This is a genomic window from Pseudomonas sp. TCU-HL1 (assembly GCF_001708505.1).
In the GTDB taxonomy this organism is placed as follows: domain Bacteria; phylum Pseudomonadota; class Gammaproteobacteria; order Pseudomonadales; family Pseudomonadaceae; genus Metapseudomonas.
Window position 1 is genome coordinate 4,450,339 of record NZ_CP015992.1, and the last position, 16,104, is coordinate 4,466,442.

A 16,104-nucleotide genomic window follows, 5' to 3' on the forward strand; every position below is an offset into this window, starting at 1 on the left:
GGCCTTTTTTGTATTTAGAAGGGCAAAACATGATCAACAAGCTTCTGATCGCCAATCGCGGAGAGGTGGCCATCCGTATTGCCCGTGCTGCAGCCGACCTAGGTATCACCAGCGTCGCAGTCTACCCGCAGGATGATGCGCGATGCCTACATACCCGTATCGCCGACCAGGCCATCCCGCTCGAAGGCGTTGGCGCAGCGGCCTATCTGGATGCGCAGCAACTGATTACCCTGGCCCGCCAGCATGGCTGTGATGCCATCCACCCTGGGTACGGTTTCCTCAGTGAACAGCCGGATTTTGCCAGACGATGTGAAGCCGCCAATATCCGCTTCGTCGGTCCGTCCGCAGATGTCCTCGCCAGACTTGGCAACAAGGCCAGCGCCAGAGTGTTGGCCAAGCAGTGCGCAGTTCCGGTGATTCCCGGAACCGACGGCGCAATCGATCTAGAACAAGCTCGCGCTTTTCTTGCCAACTTGCCAGCGGGAAACCCAGCGCTGCTCAAGGCGATTGCCGGTGGCGGTGGCCGTGGCATGCGAATACTGCTCGATGCCGATCAGCTGGAGGATGCCTTCCATCAGTGCAGCGCCGAGGCTCTGTCGGCCTTTGGCGATCATGAGCTGTACATCGAGGAAATGGTGGCCCGCGCACGACATATAGAAGTGCAAGTGATCGGTGACGGCACAGAAGTGAGCCACTTGTGGGAAAGGGAATGCAGCCTGCAACGCAAGCACCAGAAGATGTTGGAAATTGCCCCGAGTCCGTCGCTCAGCAGCGACCTGCGCGAAGCACTGGTTGATGCCGCACTCAGGCTGGCCCGCACGGTTGGCCTCAGCAGCCTGAGCACCTTCGAATTTCTGCTCGATGAGCAGACCGGCCGCTTCTTCTTTATAGAAGCCAACCCGCGACTGCAGGTGGAACACACCATCACCGAGGCCGTCACCGGGATTGATCTAGTGCAGGCGCAATTGCGTCTGGCTGGCGGCGAGACATTACGCAGCCTGCATCTGCAACAGGCGGACATTCCTCCTGCGCAGGGCTTTGCCATGCAACTACGCATCAATATGGAAAGCATGCAGCCTGACGGCAGTGTACTGCCGAGTGGCGGCACACTCAGCATCTTCGAACCGCCGGGCGGCCCCGGCATTCGGGTCGACAGTTTTGGCTACGCCGGGTACAGCATCAATCCCCGCTACGATTCGCTGCTGGCTAAACTGATAGTGCACAGCCCTTCCGGAAGCTTCAGCGAGCTCGCTCAGCGCGTCTATCGCACCCTTTGTCAGACGCGCATACAAGGTGTCGAAACCAATATCGAGTTCCTCAAGAACCTGCTTTGCCACCCTGCCGTGGTCGAGGGCCAGGTGTATACCCGCTTTATTGATGAGCACCTGGGGCAGCTAATTCGCAGCCCAAGCCAGAAGCATCCACAACAGTTCTTTACCGAGTCATCCGGTCCTGCTCCCACAGCACATCCAGATGAGCATTTTCTGGATGGCCTGAGAATGATTACCGCCCCCATGAGCGGCCTGCTGATTGAACTGCATGTCGCCGAGGATCAGCCGGTGCACAAGGGCCAGGCGCTGGCGATGATCGAATCGATGAAGATGCAGCATGTGATCAGCGCGCCAGCTAGCGGGATCATCCGTCGCGTCAGTGTGGACATGCATTCGGCCGTTACCGCAAACCAAGCCCTGCTCTATCTTCAAGAGGCCGATGTCGATTCGGTCGATAGCGGATCGCTGCAGGCGGTTGACCTGGATACGGCCAGAGCGGACCTCTCCGAGGTCCTATCACGCCACGCCCTCGGCCAGGATGCGTCGCGTCCGCAGGCGGTGGCGCGCCGGCATGCAAAAGGCAAGCGCACTGCTCGCGAAAACATAGCAGACCTGTGTGATGCAGACAGTTTCATTGAGTACGGGGCCCTGACCTTTGCCGCCCAGCGCAGCCGTTTTTCCGAACAGGAACTGGCCATCTCGACACCTGCGGACGGTCTGATTGCAGGGGTTGCCAGCGTCAATGGCAATCAGTTCCAGCCCGCACAAGCCCGGTGCATGGTGCTGGCCTACGACTACACCGTGCTGGCCGGCACACAGGGCATCATGAGCCACAAGAAGCTTTCGCGCATGCTCGGTATTGCCAACGAGCTGGAAATTCCCCTGATCATCTATGCCGAGGGGGGAGGCGGCCGGCCAGGGGACAGCGACGATGCCACCCGGGCAACCGGGCTGAACATGCCCAGCTTCCTGCAGTATGCCCGCCTCAGTGGTCTGGCGCCGCGAATCAGCATCGTCAGCGGCCGCTGCTTTGCCGGCAATGCGGTGCTGGCCGGTTGCAGTGACATCATCGTTGCCACCCGGGATGCCAATATCGGCATGGCTGGGCCAGCGATGATCGAGGGCGCGGGACTCGGTGTGCATGCGCCGGAGGACATTGGCCCGGTCAATCTGCAGGCTAAGAACGGCGTGGTCGATTGTTTGGTAGATGACGAGGCGCAGGCCACAGCGCTGGCCAAAAAGCTGCTGGGCTATTTTCAGGGGTCGCTCGGGCACTGGGAATCTGCTGACCAGCGCGGGTTGCGTCACAGCGTGCCGGACAACCGCCTGCGCTCCTATGACGTGTGGTCAGTAATCGAGACCCTATCGGATAGCGGCTCGGCCATACAGCTGCGCGAGCAGTTTGCCGCCAATATGATCACCGCGCTGATACGCATTGAAGGGCGTCCGCTCGGAGTGATAGCCAACAATCCGCACATCCTCGGCGGAGCCATCGATACCGATGCTGCAGACAAAGCCTCGCGCTTCCTGCAGCTCTGTGATGCCTTTGATTTGCCGGTGCTCAGCCTGTGCGATACCCCCGGTTTCATGGTCGGTCCGGAGAGCGAGAAAACTGCGCTTGTGCGCCACTCCAGCCGGCTATTCGCGGTGGCAGCGAATATGGCCACGCCGCTGTTCAGCCTGATACTGCGCAAGGGCTATGGCCTTGGCGCCATGGCGATGACCGGCGGTTCCTTCCACGCACCGCTATTCATTGCTTCCTGGCCGACCGGCGAGTTTGGCGGCATGGGTTTTGAAGGCGCGGTCAGACTGGCCTATCGCGACGAACTGGAAGCCATTGCCGACCAGCAGGAGCGGAAGACCCTGTTCGACAAGTTGGTCAACGACTATTACCAGCGCGGGAAGGCCAGCAGTGTTGCCGCATCGCTTGAGTTTGATGCAGTGATAGATCCGGCCGCATCACGTCAGTGGCTAGTACGTTGCCTGCAGTCGTTAAAGATGGTGGGGCCCAGGCAGGGCAAGAAGCGCCCCTTCATCGACACGTGGTGACGCTAGCGCACTCTGCACTCTTGAAGCTCAGCCGTCGCCCCGACAACCCTGCGGTCGCCCACCGAGGCACTCAGCCGCAGGCGTCGCGGCGAGGTGCTGTGTGCGCAGAACTCAGCAACACAGTCAGAGCACTCTCCGACGAATACATTGTCGAAGAATCGGGCCTTGATTGACTTGTCGATTCCCCAACCCTAGCGCCTCGACGGCCCGGTCACCCCCAGTGGATCGGGTTCGGTTCATCCATCAGTGCGGCGATCACCTTCATGGTGACGGGGGCCTTTTGGGTGGTACCCACGTCGCGCTTCATAGCGTTTCTCCAAGGTTCATGTTGATAGGATGACTAACCACTGCTGTCCTACGGTGGTCAACGGATGTCCACCATCAGCCAGAATCCGGTATTCCAGCGTGACACGGTCGAACAGGGCATAACGCCAACCCTCCTTGCGCTCAATGGTGGTTATGGCAGTCGGCACCCGATAGCTGCTACGACGACGAAGGGCTCATCGAAACTGAAAGCAATCTCGTCGAACAACACTTTTTCGGCTCAATCCTGGGAAGGCTCATCAATTCACCGATCGACGCACCGGCACGTCGAAAGGCTATCAGGCACGCAATGCCCGGGTTATTGCCCAACTTGGAGGAGCATTGCACCGCATCGTGCTAAAGAGCTACATGGTGCTCGTGCAGGTTGAACATCCCCTCCCGGAACCGCGCAAATGCAAGCGGATCGGGGGCTGGCGGCGCAAATAGCATGACCTCGCCTTCTTCGGCGGAGGGAACTGACAGACTGGCGGTTCAGGCCCAGCGATCACTCCCCCGTGCGTCGATCGGCCGCCAGACAGCGGCTGGGCGGTGAAGGATTCAGCTTCTAGCCCAACACACTGGTGGGCCTATTGCCAACCCTGCCCTCCAGGCCACACCCATGCTGGAAACACCACGCCACCCGCAGCCGGGGACAGAAGTTCAGGACCTGGGCTTGATTATCGCTGCGCACCTGCTGCCCCCTCTTCCGCCCCTGCCTAGCTCAGACTCAGGCGATCCCGCGGTGCAGCGGGGCATCCGAGGCAATCGCCAGAGCTTGCAGAATAGCTTTGCGCCCGACGCCCAACTGCACTGCGTTGGCCAGGTGCAGGCGCAGACCCGGCATGAAGCGATGCGATGGTGCGGCATCCACCGCCAGGGAGATCAGCTCCTTGAGGTAGGCACGCAGTGCCGCGGTTTTCCAAGGCACTGCGCAGTACATGAAGAATGCCTCAAAGGCCTCGGGCGATTGACGAAGCAGGGCGTCCAAAAAACCGGGCACCTGCTGCTCCATGCTGTCCCAGAACGGATCATCACCGACATACTGATCCCAGAGCTGCTGGCGTAGGCTATCCAGCGGCGCGCTGATGGACAGGTCGCCCCGCTCACGCAGAACCGCGGCCACAGTACTCGAGCCCACCATGAGGGTGTGCACGCCCAGACCGGAGACCAGCACCAGTACTTCGTGCACCTGTGCGGCGCTCGCACCGGCATCCAACGCCCGCCGCACATAGTCTTGCGTGCCCTGCATATCCAGGGCCGATGGCGAGGCTCGGACCGCAAGGCCAATCAGCGCGGCATCCCGCTCGGATAAGGGCTCGCCGTCCAGCACGGACTCGAGAAAGCCCTCTGCGTAGGTTCCGATCTCTTCGAGTGTCAACATTCGCTACCCTGGCCCATATCCGTCTACCCCGTTCGGTTCTACTGTGACCGGGGTGCAACAGCGCCCCGGCGCGACACTGCGGCCTAGTCGGTCAGCATGCTGCGCAGCGCGCGCTTGTTGACCTTTGTTGCGGACATGGGCCAGGTACCCGGCTCAACGAAATGCACAGCCCGAGGGACCTTGAAGTTAGCGATTTTTCCTTTACAGAAAGCGATCAGCTCTTCAGCGTCGACAGTCTTGCCCGGCTTAAGCTCGACGAAGGCCACCGGCACTTCGTCCAGGCGCGGATCAGGCTTGCCAACCACTTCCGCAATGGCCACGCAGGGATGCTCGCAGAGGTAGGATTCGATCTCGATGGCTGCGACGTTTTCACCGCCGACCTTGAGCATGTCCTTGAGGCGACCATTGAAAACCAGGCTGCCGTCTTCGGTGCGCAGATACAGGTCGCCGGTATGCAACCAGCCATCCTTGTCCAGGGTGTCTGCAGTCTTCTCCGGGTCGCGATAGTAGCCTTCCATTACGCAGAAGCCACGCACCAGAATTTCACCTACTTCGCCGGGTGCGGCATCGCCTTTTCCGTCAAGGCTGGAAATGCGCACCTCCATACCGACGGCAGGACGGCCCTGGGTGTTGGCGCGCTGTTCTGCCGTTTCGCCTGCGTCGGTCAGGGCAAAGATACCGGCAGTCTCGGTCATACCGCAGGCCTGGAAAAGTTCAGCGTCGGGAAAGGTCTTCTGAACCTTTTTTACCAGTGCAGGTGGGCCGATCAGCATAATCTTGCGCAGCGACGCCAGCTTGCCGGCATCAAAATCAGGGTGATCAAGCACGCCTTGCACGATGGCAGGGAACCAAGGCCAGGCCATGCTCACCCCTTCCCGTTCCATCAAGGTGATGGCCCGCCCGGGCTCGAAGAAGGTATCGGTCAGGTAGGTGCCAAGGGTTCCAATCACGCCGAGGAAGGGGGCGATCGCTGCAATGTGGAACAGCGGACCTGGGTTCCAGGCAACATGGTGTTCACCTGTGGCAAACCGTGAACGGGCGCGCTGCACTGAGCCGCGCACAATGGCTTCATGGGTCAGCATGCAACCCTTGGGGTTGGCCGTTGTGCCAGAGGTGTAGACCAACAGTGCCAGATCGCGAATACGCACGCGCAGGCGAGCCTCATGCACTAGGTTCGCATCGATGCTCTGTGCCAAACGATCGAACTCCGAACGTCCGACAAACCCCTTACGGCACTCGCCCTTCAGCAACACGGTACTGCGCAGGCAGGGTACTTCTGGCAGGACCAAGGCTGCTGGGTTCACAGCCTTAGGCAATGAGGGCAATGCATCGCAGAACAGCGCGGTGAAATTGGTGTATTCGTTATCGTCCGCAGTGGTCAGCAAAGCGACGAGGTTGGCGTTTTGGATGATATAGCCAATCTCGCTGGCCTTGTGCCGGGCATTGATCGGCACCGCTACACAACCGAGCATCACCGCGCCGAGAAAACCTTCAATGAATTCAGGGCAGTTGGCGGACATCAGACCAACATGCTGACCAGGACGAACGCCGAGAGCGATAAGACCGCGGGCCACCTGTATGGCGTTGTCACACAGCTGACGGTAGGTGCGCCTTTCCTCAGGGAAAACTATCGCATCCCGCGCTGGCTGCAAATGCGCCCCTCGTACGATGAGGTCGCCTATTGGGGAAACCTCAAACCATTCTGTTGTTTTTGTCATTGAACGTCCTCCGCTACGGACAGAAGGCAGTTGTTACTCTGGTAGCCCTCTGCACGTTTTTAATTATGTGCACGGCACTGTTTGAATAACAAAAAGATCGCACTGCGCACACTAGAAGTCAACACAATCGTTGAAAACCAGCAGATCAGAATTCAGAATTCTGCATTGCAGGCGCATCACAAGTTGTCTGATTCAGCCTGCATTTACAGCCACTGGCAAAGATCAACGGGGGGGCAACTGAGCGCAGCTCCCACCCTTCAACATCATCTGGCCGTTTTGCCGGAAAGACTTACTTCTCGGCGGCCAACGCAGCCATTAGGCTGACCATTTCCATTGCCGACATGGCGGCTTCTTCCCCCTTATTACCGGCTTTGGTGCCGGAGCGCTCGATAGCCTGCTCGATAGAGTCGACCGTCAGCACGCCAAAGACAACGGGGACAGCAAATTCGAGGGCGAGCTGACCAATGCCCTTGATGCATTCGCCGGCCACATGTTCAAAGTGAGGTGTACCGCCGCGAATCACCCCCCCTAATGCGATGATGGCTTCAAACTGCCTGCGCTCGGCGACCTTCTTGACCACCAGCGGGATTTCGAAGGCGCCAGGCACGCGCACGATGGTAATGTCCTTCCCCTTGATACCGTGACGCTTCAGTGCATCTAGGGCACCGGACAACAGACTTTCCACCACAAAACTGTTAAAGCGCCCCACCACCAGCGCATAACGCCCCTGCACGGATGCCAAATCACCTTCGATGGTACGAATGGAATACATCCTTCAGCTCCATAACCCGTAAGTGGCCGCCGGAAAGCTAAATGTCGGCCGCAGCGCTGAATTCGCTTGGCTTCCAGCCTCTGCCAACTAGATATCAATCATCTACGCCTAGCATCCTTGCCCAGCCTTTCCTGCTTATCGCCAACCAGAAGGCGCTCCACATACCGCGCAATCAGATCGATTTCGAGGTTGACCTGCTGGCCGACTCGGTAGTCGGACATATTGGTCATTTTCATAGTGTGCGGCACGATATTCAGATCAAAGCAGTCATCGGCCACCGCATTGACCGTCAAACTGACACCATCCACGGTAATCGAACCTTTCTCCGCGATGTAGCGGGAGAGCGCCGCAGGCGTCTGGATGCGCATCAGCCATGAGCGCGCGTCACATGACAACAAAACCACCTTGCCGAGCCCGTCGACATGGCCACTGACCATATGACCACCCAACCGCGAGTTCGCCCTGAGCGCTTTTTCCAGATTGACGCGAGCGCCCTGCTTCAACCCGGCCAGACTGCTGCGGCTAAGCGTTTCCTGACTGACATCGGCCCAGAAGCCATCCTGCAGCAGACGGACGACTGTCAGGCAGACACCGTTGACGGCGACACTGTCCCCTAGCCCCAGATCAATCAAATCCAACGTACCGGTCTGAACGAAGATCCTGAGATCCCCATTGCAGGGCTCGATCGAGCCAATCAAACCAACCGCTTCAATAATTCCGGTAAACATCTATGCACCTAGATGGCCCGACTCAAGCGACCTACCCGCAACCTTGCCTAGGTTCGGCCGAGCCTTGCGCATAACCGACTTGCAGCAGCTTGCCAATTCCGAGTTACAGAGATGCAAAGCCACCATATCCGCCACGGTAGAAGAGCAGTGCAGAACCTTCGGACTCGATCTGCAACTCACGCACAGCACCAATGACGATATAGTGATCACCTGCGTCCTGAACGGAATGTAGGTCACAATCGATCCACGCCACCACGCCCTCAAGGATCGGGGAGCCATTGTCTGACAGCTGGTATGCCAGTCCAGCAAACTTGTCTTCCGCCTTGGAGGCAAAGCGTTTACAGACACCCAGTTGCTGATCGCTTAGCACATTGACGCAGAACTTGCCGGCACTCTCAATCTTCGGCCAACTGGTGGAACTGCGGTCGGGCAGAAAGGCCACCAACGGCGGATTAAGTGAAACCGAGGTGAAAGACCCAACTGCCATACCCGACACCCTGCCGTCCCGATCCATCGCGGTAATGGCACATACGCCGGTGGGATATTGGCCCAGAACGGTTCTGAACCATTGCGGGTCGATCACGTCTCGTACTATCTCTGTCGCGACTTCAGTCATGATGCATCTCCAGATAAATTCGCGTGGCGTTCACTCCTGATACCTTCACTGCATCTCAGGTTGATCAGGTGATGACGTTTGAAGCAGGGAGGACTGGTGCCGACCTGCTCCAATGGTGCTCTAGCTGGCGTTAAACCAGCGTCCCTTCGGCATCCTTGGTCGCGAACCGAGGGGCCACCAGGCTGGCAAACTTCTCCAACTCTTCATTGTTCTGCTCCGGGTCCAGGTGGCCCTGGCCAAACATCAGGAACAGTTCGTTGAAGCCCAGGCGGTCATGCGCGCGGCCGATCTGCTCGGCGATGTCGTCAGCCGAGCCGATCAGCACGTTCGGCATTTTCTGGCCGAACGGGATGAACCACTTGTCCCAGAACCACTTGTGCTCAGCCATCAACTGCTTGGCCTTGTCCTTGTCATCGGTCAGCATCAGGAAACCACCCCAGGCGGCAACATCCTCGCGGGCAACTTCGCGCTCATGCTGGCGGGCGGTATCGGCATAGCGGTTCCACAGGGCATCGCAGAAGTCCAGGTCGGCAGCCAGCACGATCGGCTTGCCGCCTTCCCGTGCCCACATGTCGACGGTGCGCATGCTGCCGGCAAAGCCGCCGTAAATCTTCGGGTGGGGATTCTGGTAGCACTTCGGCGCAATCCCGATCTGGCGCACGATGCCATCGGCATCCATGCCCTTGCCCATGCTGGCATAGGCCGGGTGACCGGCAGAGCCGCCATTTGGCGGGAACTCCCAGTGCTTGCCCTTGTGGCTGAACACGTCGTTGGCCCAGGCCTTCTTGATGACCTGCAGCGACTCCTCGAAGACTTCGCGGTTCAGCGCATCCTGCTCATCGCGGGCCTTGGCGTTGTCCGGCGTAGTGGCGCTGACCCCCGGACGCGCGGCATAGGAGTCGACCCAGCGCGCATGGTAACCACGGGTGAAACCGACCATCAGCCGCCCTTGGAGCATATGGTCAAGGGTGGCGATTTCTTCGGCGATGCGCACCGGGTTATGGGTCGGCAGGGTGTACCCCATGATGCCGGCCTTCATCCGCTTGGAATGCAGGCCCACATAGAGGCTGAACATGCCGGGATGGTTGTTGATCTCAAAACCCTCGATCTGCAGGTGATGCTCAGGTTGGCAGTAGCCTGCGTAGCCAAGCTCATCCGCCAGACGCACGTAATCGCGCACCTCGGATAGAAAGCGCTGATACAGCTCAGGGCGCTGACCGGCCATGCCCGCTTCCAGCTCATAACGACGACCGATCACACCTGTTTGCATCAAATGAAACTTCATTGGGCCACCTCCTGTTCGTTGGTTTAGCAAAACTAATCAGCTCCGAACCATCTGTCAACACAAATGTTGATAAACTGGACGAAGCAATAAGCGGCAACCTGAGTCGCCAACCATGAAATCAATAACTTATTGATTTAAATCAAATAACCCTGGGGGGTCGGCGCAGAAGGCCCGAAGTGGCATATCGCAGATTCCGGGCGCGAAGGAACATCGCACACAGCGATGCGGCGTAAGCTGTAGGCGCGCACGGATCAACCGATGACAATAGGGTCCGGGATCACTTCAATTTGAGATGGGAGAGCATATGCCCCAACTTGATTGCCTTGGTTTGCAGGTAATGTGCATTGCAGGGAGTCAGGTCTGACTGCAACTTGACCCTCTCTACAACGGTGATGCCGTCATGCCTCAGGGCATCCACCTTCCGTGGGTTGTTCGTCATCAGGCGCACAGACTCAATGCCAAAATGACCGAGCATCTGTGCACCAATCAGGTAGTTGCGCATGTCCGCTTCGAATCCCAGTTGCTCATTGGCCTCGACAGTGTCGGCCCCCTGATCCTGGAGTTCGTAGGCCCGGAGCTTGTTGATCAAACCAATGCCCCGCCCTTCCTGGCGCAGGTAGAGCAAAATGCCTCGCCCTTTCTCAGCAATCAGTTTCAGCGCGATATTCAACTGCGATCCACAATCGCAGCGCTGACTGAACAACGCATCTCCAGTCAGACACTCGGAGTGCACCCGGCACAGGATAGGCTCGCCGGAACGGACATCGCCTAGGGTAAGGGCAACATGCTCCTTGCCGGTCTCGGGGTCTTCAAACCCGTGAATATCAAAAGTCGCAAAGGGCGTTGGCAGACGCGTGGATACCGCATACTTCAAGCTCATTTCGTGCTCCCGATATGTCCAGTCATCATCAACGCCCCCTTTCTTGCGCAGCACCACGCCCTGGACAACGGCTCAGTTGCTACCTTGCAGCAATGGCTGATAATTGGCCCAGGCTTGGCAACCTGGGCGCCAGAGAAGAATCAGCTGCAGACGACGTATTCCGAAACCTGCAAGTTGAATCCGGAGATACCGTGATATTTGGCCGGCCCCGCCATCAGTCGCATATCACCCAGGCCAAGGTCGCGAAGAATTTGCGAACCCACACCAATCATCAGAGGATCACCATCTGCCGACGCTCGAGGCAGCTTGGATTTGCCGTTCAGGGCATCTATTTTGTGTTTCATGTCGGCGGAGGTCTCGGTACCAGCTAGAAGCACCAGCACCCCTTTCTTCTCCGCAGCAATGCGCGCAAGGCAGCGCTGTATATTCCAGCCGCTGCTGCCGGGAATCTGGATGCCGAGTAGATCGCGGAGGCAAACCGACTGCTGCACCCGAACCAGCGTGGGCGAGCCATCCAGTTCTCCCAGGGTCAGGGCTAGATGGATATCCCCATTAATACGGTCTCGATAGGAAAGCATCATGAACTGACCATGATCGGTCATCACCGACTGCTGCCCCAGCCGCTCAACGGTCGTTTCATGGACGGCCCGGTAATGGATCAGATCGGCAATGGTACCGATCCGGAGCCCGTGTTCCTTGGCAAACTCGATCAGCTCGGGCAGGCGTGCCATGGAGCCGTCTTCGTTCATCACCTCACAGATCACACCGGTTTCGTTCAGACCAGCCAGCCTGGCGAGATCGCAGGAGGCTTCTGTATGCCCGGCTCGTACCAGCACACCACCCGGCTCCGCGACAAGCGGAAAAATATGCCCAGGCTGGACAACGTCCTCTGCCCGCGCGTTGGGCGCCGCTGCGGCCTGAACGGTTAGAGCTCGATCCGCGGCGGAGATCCCCGTGGTGACCCCCGCCGCCGCCTCGATCGAGGTGGTGAACTTGGTGCCGAACCCTGACCCGTTGCGTTCGACCATCAGCCGCAACCCCAAGCGCTCGGCCTGGGACTTGCTCATTGGCATGCAAATCAGACCGCGGGCAAAACGGGCCATGAAGTTGATGTGCTCAGCCTTCACATGCTGAGCAGCCATGACGAGGTCGCCCTCGTTTTCGCGATCCTCATCGTCAATCAATACGACCATTTTACCGAGGCGGATGTCTTCGATGATGTCTTCAATCTTGTCTAACTGCATAGCTGCACCCTTAATGGCCGTTTGATGGGATTCCCCCTAGCTACAGGCTTTCCCGGCGTGCCGGCAAATCGGCCGGCTGCGGATCGCTACCCGGCCACCGGACCCGCAGATCGGCGGTGAGTGAGGTCGCAACCTGCTCCCAAGGCCCCACATGTACTGCCAGCATTTCCCTTTTAGAAAAATGCCATTTGCCGTGCAGACGTTGGTATTTGTCGTTATAACGCACAGCCCCAAACAGGCTCTGCCCAGCCATGGCAATTTCGAGATGCGCGCCAACCACCCCCGTTGCCGTGTCTTCTCCGGTGAAGGTGATTAGGCAGTAATGGGGGGTATGGATAGTGACGCCCATGTTCGCTCTGGCACTTCGCAGGAAAGCCATGATGGCGGCCCGATCAGTACCGCCAGTGAACCCGCCGGCACGGAATACGGCCTCAGGCGTAAAAAGCGCTTCTAAAGTGGCGTAGTCATCATCGTCCGTGGCAACGAAGTAGCGGACCGCCAAATCCTGCAATTCGGCGCGGTCTTCCAGGGCTTTCAGCCTGCGTTCGATATCCGACATGGTGCATACCTTCTTGTTGTTTCAGGCAATCGTGCAGCCTTTGTCGACACCAGTCAACTAAAGAGTTGATAAATCCTGTTGACGACAGAACCTCCAGATCCGATCCCCGGGCAACCTCCCATGCGCGGCAGCCAACATGGCGACATCGGAATGAATAAATTCCAGCCTCAGCCTGCAGATCCGCGGCCGCATATTCAACACCAAAGTTGACTAAATGACCTTGCCAGCCGACATTCGGAGCAGATGAACAACACCAGGAGATGCGCACATGCGAGCAATCATTTGCAGAGAATACGGCCCGGCAGACATGCTGACCCAGGGCGAGATGGACAGTCCGGCCATAGGGCCCGACGACATTCGGATCAGGGTCTATGGGGCGGCGATCAACTTTCCGGACAATCTGATCATCCAGGGGAAATACCAAGCCAAGCCTCCGATGCCCTTTGCACCCGGCTTCGAGATCGCGGGGGAGGTGATTGAAACCGGCACCAATGTCAGCACATTACACCCGGGTGACCACGTCATGGCCCTGACCCGAGACGGCTATGGCGGCTTCGCCGAAGAGGCTGCGGCCCGGGCCGAACTGGCGGTTCCGGTACCGGAGGGCATGGACTGTATCACCGCATCAGGTTTTTATTCCTCGTACGGCACCAGCTACTACGCCCTGGTTCGCCGCGGCCGGATTCAGGCAAAGGAGACCCTGGTTGTGCTTGGCGCTGCGGGCGGCGTGGGCCTGGCAAGTATTGAAATTGCCAAGGCGCTGGGTGCAACGGTCATCGCCGTCGCCAGCTCTCCCCACAAGCTGGAGACTGCCAGGGCGCACGGCGCCGACCATCTGATTGATTACGGCCGCGAGGATCTGAAGCAGCGGGTGCTGGAGCTGACCGACGGCCAGGGGGCGGATCTGTGCATGGACACGGTGGGCGGCGAAGCCTTCAACAGTATGTCGCGCTGCATGAGACATGACGGCAGGCTGTTGATTGTCGGCTTCGCCAGCGGACAAATTCCGCAGATACCGGCCAACCTGCTGTTGCTGAAAAACTTCCAGGTGGCCGGCATCTTCTGGTGGCCTGCCGTGCAACGCAATCCAGCGCAGCACCAGGCCAGCTTCAGGCACCTATCGGAACTTTACAGGGCGGGCAAACTGAGGCCGCTGATTGCGCAGACCTACCCCTTGGAGAAGACTCCGGATGCCCTCAAGATGGTATTGTCGCGCAACCTGACCGGCAAACTGGTTATTACGCCGACCGCCGAGCCACGCAACTAGAACCAGTCGTCCCGGTCGCCAACCCCGCTTAACTGGGTTGTTCTGTCGCCATCTGCCGGTGCCGATAGACGGGATCGGCCGGGAAGCGGGAACCGCGCATGAACCCGTCGAGAGGGATCGGCGCCTGCGCGTCGGCCCAGGCTTCAACCTTGTGCCAGTCCAGCACCACGGTGCGCTCATCAATCTTCCATTCGCCATTGCGCCGGGACAGTCGATCCAGATAACGGGCGCCCATTACATCGGCCAACTGCGGACTGCCCTTGCGCACAAGGGTCGCCATGACCTGCGACTCCGATTGGGCGGTATCCCCGTGAACCTCAATTAGCACGTTGGTGATTGAATGCGTGGTCGCTAGGTTGGCAGCTGTCAGGCGTGCAGATACAAAACGGGCAAAGTCGCTACCGGATCCCCGCCAGTAACCATGATCATCATAGGCATCGTCATGGTAGACGGAGCGGATCAGCTCCTCATCGCAGCGATCCACACCACGGCAGTAACGGATCAGCACTTCATAAATCGCCTGCTTGTCCAGCAGCACCTGCATGTCGTTGTTCATCTATCAACCCTTACTGTCACTGTGATCCCGGCCATAAGCCAACGCTCGGACAGCCCGAACGGCTTACAGCGACACTTGTAGCTAACGACTTAGCATCGTTCATCCGAAAGCATCAATCAACACAATTGTTGACACAAGTAAAACAGGAATGCTACTGATAGCCACACCACACAAGAGGTGGGCTAGGCCGAGCGACATTAGGCAAGCTGGCGATCGGATCAGCCAATCCAAGTCACAGGAGTAGCACAGTGAACACAGCCAACAACCTGCTCGAACGCAATAAGGAGTTGGTGCGCCACTTCCTGAGGGTCTTCTCGTCCGGCGATGTGACCGACATTCTCGACTGCCTGGACGATGAATGTACCTGGTGGATATCCGGCAACATACCCGGCATTTCAGGCAGCTACAGCAAACAACAGATGGGCGAGCTACTGGCTGGCATCGTCACCGTCTACAAGCAAGGCGCCCTGCCCATCACCCCCGGTGGCATGACCGCCGAAGGCAATCGTGTCGCGGTGGAAGCCGAGTCTTGCTCGGAACTGAACAATGGACGGGTGTTCAAGAACACCTATCACTTCCTGTTCGAAACGGACGGCAAGCGCATCACCGGCATACGGGAATACAGCGACACGCTGCACATGTACGAAACCTTCATCGTCGAGTAGATCAGAGCCCTCACCAGCATCGCAGGGCTGCCCCTGCACAACACAACAAGAGGAAGAACCGTGGGTAGACTAACAGGCAAAGTGGCGTTGATTACCGGAGCTGCCAGGGGCATGGGCGAGTCCCATGCCAGATGTTTCATTGCGGAAGGCGCCAAGGTGGTGCTGACCGATCTGTCGGAAGAAGCCGGCCAGGCCCTGGCCGATGAACTGGGCGGCAATGCGCTGTTCCTCAGACACGACGTCACCAGCGCCAACTCCTGGGCAGAGGTGGTGGCGAAGGCCGAATCCGCGTTCGGCCCACTCACGGTGCTAGTCAACAATGCAGGCATACTCGGCCCGGTTGCTAACACCCTGGCCCTCAACGAGGCCGACTACCTGAAGGTCTGCGACGTCAACCAGCACTCGGTGTTCCTGGGAATGCGGGCCGTTCTGCCGTCCATGCTCAAGGCCGGCATCGGCTCAATTGTGAACATTTCCTCGATTGCGGGCATGGCCGCCAACTATGGCTTCCCGAATCTGGCCTATGTGGCCAGCAAGTTCGCAGTACGTGGCATGACCAAGGCCACAGCGATTGAATACGGCCCGAAAAAGATCCGCGTCAACTCAGTACACCCCGGCTTCATTCAGACGCCGATGATGGTCGAGGCGACCGATGAGAGCGGCGGGGATGCGCTGGGCCTGATTCCGCTGGGCCGTATAGCCGATCCCAAAGAGGTCTCCAACCTGGTGCTGTTTCTTGCCTCGGACGAGTCCTCCTACATCACCGGCAGTGAACACCTAGTTGACGCCGGGATGCTGGCTCAGTAACCA

The 16,104-nt window shown here is 58.6% G+C and carries 14 protein-coding genes; 4 read left to right on the forward strand and 10 right to left on the reverse strand.

Features of this window, described 5'->3' with window-relative positions; genetic code table 11:
* Window positions 1–29 precede the first annotated feature (29 nt).
* Complete coding sequence (locus THL1_RS20525; RefSeq protein ID WP_069084959.1) at window positions 30–3,320, forward strand: carboxyl transferase domain-containing protein; 3,291 nt, start codon at window positions 30–32, stop codon at window positions 3,318–3,320.
* A 1,030-nt stretch (window positions 3,321–4,350) separates the two neighbouring features.
* Here the strand turns inward: THL1_RS20525 and THL1_RS20530 are convergent.
* The 9 genes from THL1_RS20530 to THL1_RS20570 all read right to left on the reverse strand — a co-directional run bounded on the left by THL1_RS20530 (window position 4,351) and on the right by THL1_RS20570 (window position 12,806).
* Window positions 4,351–5,004, reverse strand: coding sequence for a hypothetical protein (locus tag THL1_RS20530; RefSeq protein WP_069084960.1), 654 nt, complete (start codon window positions 5,002–5,004; stop codon window positions 4,351–4,353).
* A gap of 83 nt (window positions 5,005–5,087) precedes the next feature.
* Entirely contained in the window at window positions 5,088–6,722 is a 1,635-nt protein-coding gene (locus THL1_RS20535) for a class I adenylate-forming enzyme family protein (RefSeq protein WP_069084961.1), read from the reverse strand.
* A gap of 289 nt (window positions 6,723–7,011) precedes the next feature.
* A complete protein-coding gene (ribE, locus tag THL1_RS20540; protein WP_069084962.1) occupies window positions 7,012–7,494 on the reverse strand; it encodes a 6,7-dimethyl-8-ribityllumazine synthase in 483 nt (160 codons plus the stop codon).
* A 98-nt stretch (window positions 7,495–7,592) separates the two neighbouring features.
* A complete protein-coding gene (locus THL1_RS20545) occupies window positions 7,593–8,222 on the reverse strand; it encodes a riboflavin synthase (protein ID WP_083245964.1) in 630 nt (209 codons plus the stop codon).
* A gap of 103 nt (window positions 8,223–8,325) precedes the next feature.
* On the reverse strand, window positions 8,326–8,838 hold the full coding sequence (locus THL1_RS20550; RefSeq protein ID WP_069084963.1) for a flavin reductase family protein: 513 nt from the start codon (window positions 8,836–8,838) through the stop codon (window positions 8,326–8,328).
* A gap of 130 nt (window positions 8,839–8,968) precedes the next feature.
* Complete coding sequence (locus THL1_RS20555; protein WP_069084951.1) at window positions 8,969–10,123, reverse strand: LLM class flavin-dependent oxidoreductase; 1,155 nt, start codon at window positions 10,121–10,123, stop codon at window positions 8,969–8,971.
* A 277-nt stretch (window positions 10,124–10,400) separates the two neighbouring features.
* The gene (gene ribA / locus THL1_RS20560; protein ID WP_069084964.1) at window positions 10,401–11,003 is read right to left on the reverse strand and encodes a GTP cyclohydrolase II; all 603 of its coding nucleotides are present in this window, start codon (window positions 11,001–11,003) and stop codon (window positions 10,401–10,403) included.
* 140 nt (window positions 11,004–11,143) lie between these two features.
* Window positions 11,144–12,247: a bifunctional 3,4-dihydroxy-2-butanone-4-phosphate synthase/GTP cyclohydrolase II gene (gene ribBA, locus THL1_RS20565; protein ID WP_069084965.1), complete on the reverse strand. Its 1,104-nt coding sequence runs from the start codon at window positions 12,245–12,247 to the stop codon at window positions 11,144–11,146.
* A 40-nt stretch (window positions 12,248–12,287) separates the two neighbouring features.
* Complete coding sequence (locus tag THL1_RS20570) at window positions 12,288–12,806, reverse strand: nuclear transport factor 2 family protein (RefSeq protein ID WP_069084966.1); 519 nt, start codon at window positions 12,804–12,806, stop codon at window positions 12,288–12,290.
* Window positions 12,807–13,074: 268 nt separating this feature from the next.
* On the opposite strand from THL1_RS20570, the gene THL1_RS20575 reads away from it, so the two are divergent.
* A complete protein-coding gene (locus THL1_RS20575) occupies window positions 13,075–14,073 on the forward strand; it encodes an NADPH:quinone oxidoreductase family protein (RefSeq protein WP_069084967.1) in 999 nt (332 codons plus the stop codon).
* A 28-nt stretch (window positions 14,074–14,101) separates the two neighbouring features.
* Here THL1_RS20575 and THL1_RS20580 read toward each other — a convergent pair whose 3' ends face one another.
* The gene (locus THL1_RS20580; RefSeq protein ID WP_069084968.1) at window positions 14,102–14,629 is read right to left on the reverse strand and encodes a nuclear transport factor 2 family protein; all 528 of its coding nucleotides are present in this window, start codon (window positions 14,627–14,629) and stop codon (window positions 14,102–14,104) included.
* A gap of 248 nt (window positions 14,630–14,877) precedes the next feature.
* On the opposite strand from THL1_RS20580, the gene THL1_RS20585 reads away from it, so the two are divergent.
* Both THL1_RS20585 and THL1_RS20590 read left to right on the forward strand, forming a co-directional pair.
* Window positions 14,878–15,294, forward strand: a complete 417-nt coding sequence (locus tag THL1_RS20585; protein WP_202969609.1) for a nuclear transport factor 2 family protein — start codon at window positions 14,878–14,880, stop codon at window positions 15,292–15,294.
* Between the two features lie 60 nt (window positions 15,295–15,354).
* Window positions 15,355–16,101 (forward strand): SDR family NAD(P)-dependent oxidoreductase, encoded by a 747-nt coding sequence (locus THL1_RS20590; RefSeq protein WP_069084970.1) that lies wholly within the window; start codon window positions 15,355–15,357, stop codon window positions 16,099–16,101.
* Window positions 16,102–16,104: the final 3 nt, after the last annotated feature.

Excerpts from the sequence above, each read along its gene's own strand:
- THL1_RS20550 (WP_069084963.1), bottom strand. The coding sequence starts at position 8,838 with ATGACTGAAGTCGCGACAGAGATAGTACGAGACGTGATCGACCCGCAA.
- THL1_RS20530 (WP_069084960.1), bottom strand. The coding sequence starts at position 5,004 with ATGTTGACACTCGAAGAGATCGGAACCTACGCAGAGGGCTTTCTCGAG.
- THL1_RS20570 (WP_069084966.1), bottom strand. The coding sequence starts at position 12,806 with ATGTCGGATATCGAACGCAGGCTGAAAGCCCTGGAAGACCGCGCCGAA.
- THL1_RS20545 (WP_083245964.1), bottom strand. The coding sequence starts at position 8,222 with ATGTTTACCGGAATTATTGAAGCGGTTGGTTTGATTGGCTCGATCGAG.
- ribBA (WP_069084965.1), bottom strand. The coding sequence starts at position 12,247 with ATGCAGTTAGACAAGATTGAAGACATCATCGAAGACATCCGCCTCGGT.
- THL1_RS20575 (WP_069084967.1), top strand. The coding sequence starts at position 13,075 with ATGCGAGCAATCATTTGCAGAGAATACGGCCCGGCAGACATGCTGACC.
- THL1_RS20555 (WP_069084951.1), bottom strand. The coding sequence starts at position 10,123 with ATGAAGTTTCATTTGATGCAAACAGGTGTGATCGGTCGTCGTTATGAG.
- ribE (WP_069084962.1), bottom strand. The coding sequence starts at position 7,494 with ATGTATTCCATTCGTACCATCGAAGGTGATTTGGCATCCGTGCAGGGG.
- THL1_RS20535 (WP_069084961.1), bottom strand. The coding sequence starts at position 6,722 with ATGACAAAAACAACAGAATGGTTTGAGGTTTCCCCAATAGGCGACCTC.
- THL1_RS20580 (WP_069084968.1), bottom strand. The coding sequence starts at position 14,629 with ATGAACAACGACATGCAGGTGCTGCTGGACAAGCAGGCGATTTATGAA.
- THL1_RS20525 (WP_069084959.1), top strand. The coding sequence starts at position 30 with ATGATCAACAAGCTTCTGATCGCCAATCGCGGAGAGGTGGCCATCCGT.
- ribA (WP_069084964.1), bottom strand. The coding sequence starts at position 11,003 with ATGAGCTTGAAGTATGCGGTATCCACGCGTCTGCCAACGCCCTTTGCG.